The sequence below is a fragment of the Paenibacillus sp. DMB5 genome, assembly GCF_001517085.1.
Classification (GTDB): Bacteria; Bacillota; Bacilli; order Paenibacillales; family Paenibacillaceae; genus Paenibacillus_AQ.
Genome location: NZ_LRAC01000039.1, coordinates 1 through 1,786 on the forward strand (window position 1 = coordinate 1; position 1,786 = coordinate 1,786).

Sequence of the window (1,786 nt, forward strand, 5' to 3'; positions counted from 1 at the left end):
CAGCTACACTGCCATTGATCCTAAGGCTTACTACATCTTGTCCACCAACTCCTTCATGGCAGGCGGCGGTGACTTCTACCGTTCCCTGGCAGCCGCTAAGGCAGACGGACGGTACTATGAACTGTATCTGCCGGACTATGAAGTCTTTACAGATTATCTGGCACAGGTTGGAACAGTAAACAACGCTACAGAAGGACGCATCAAGGACTTGAAGGGCGCTGCTCCTGACAAGGACTTCTCCCTGAGAGTCCTGCACACGAACGACACGCACAGCCATCTGGAAACCGTCGTTAAGCGGATAACAGCGATCAAGCAGGAGCGCACAGGCAACTCCATCCTGCTCGATGCAGGGGATGTATTCTCCGGCACGCTGTACTTCACCAAGTTCGAAGGGCTTGCCGATCTGGAGTTCATGAACTACATCGGCTACGATGCCATGACCTTCGGGAACCATGAGTTTGATAAGGGACTGCCGACGCTCAGAACCTTTATCGATCAGGCAGACTTCCCGTTCATCAGCTCCAATATTGACTTTATTACCAAAAACAATGAGCTGAAGGATATTTTCGTTAACAAGGTTGGCGGTTCAGATTCGGCTACTCCGGTAGAGGACGGCCACATCTATCCATCCGTTATTAAAGAAGTATACGGTGAAAAGGTCGGGATCTTCGGTCTGACCACTGAAGATACTGTAGGCCTCTCCTCACCGGGCGGCAACATCGCCTTTAAGGATTACAAGACCAGCGCCGAGAACACAGTCAAAGCTCTGCAGGCACTGGGCATTAACAAAATCATTGCCGTATCCCACCTGGGCTACAATGTGGATCAGAAGCTGGCTGTTGAGGTTCCGGGCATCGACGTTATCGTCGGCGGACACACCCACACCAAGCTGGACGCTCCGGTTATCTTCAACAAAGACACTGAGCCAACTCTAATTGTACAGACCGGTGAATACGGCACGTACCTCGGCGAGCTCGATGTGAACTTCGACGACGCGGGCGTCATCACAACGTACAACGGCAAGCTGATCGACACGACAAAATATGCGGAAGATGCGACTGCCAAAGCGATGCTCGTGAAATACGACGCTGAGCTGGCGGCAATCCGTCAGACTGTAGTCGGCAAAACCGACGTTCCGCTCGTTTACGACCGGATGATCAACGGCAAGCTGACCCGGGTCGTCCGGAGTGAAGAGACCAACCTCGGAAACCTGATTGCCGACGGCATTAACGTCAAGGCTAAAGAACTGGTAAGCAAGCTGATTCCTGAAGCTGAGCAGTCCACGATCAAGGGTTACGTAGCGATCCAGAACGGCGGCGGGATCCGCGCCGGGATTGATCAAGGCGACATCACCCTCGGTGAAGTGCTGACAGTGATGCCATTCTCGAACAGTCTGGTTGCCCTGAAGGTGACCGGACAGGAAATCATCGCTGCCCTGGAGAACGGCGTCAGCGGACTGGAAAGTGATCAAGGCCGCTTTGCCCAAGTCTCAGGCATGCGCTACACCTACGATTCCACCAAGAAGCCGGAAATCGTCAATGCTACAACCAATGTCGTTGAACAGGCCGGCGAGCGTATCGTCTCTGTAGAGATCAAGCAGGCCGACGCAGCTACACTGCCATTGATCCTAAGGCTTACTACATCTTGTCCACCAACTCCTTCATGGCAGGCGGCGGTGACTTCTACCGTTCCCTGGCAGCCGCTAAGGCAGACGGACGGTACTATGAACTGTATCTGCCGGACTATGAAGTCTTTACAGATTATCTGGCACAGGTTGGAACAGTAA

At 53.1% G+C, this 1,786-nt stretch carries 1 protein-coding gene; it reads left to right on the forward strand.

Annotation, left to right across the window (positions count from 1 at the left end):
* Positions 1–1,786, forward strand: a 1,786-nt coding sequence (locus AWJ19_RS07515) for a 5'-nucleotidase C-terminal domain-containing protein (protein WP_198536490.1), incomplete at its 5' end; no start/stop codon positions are given.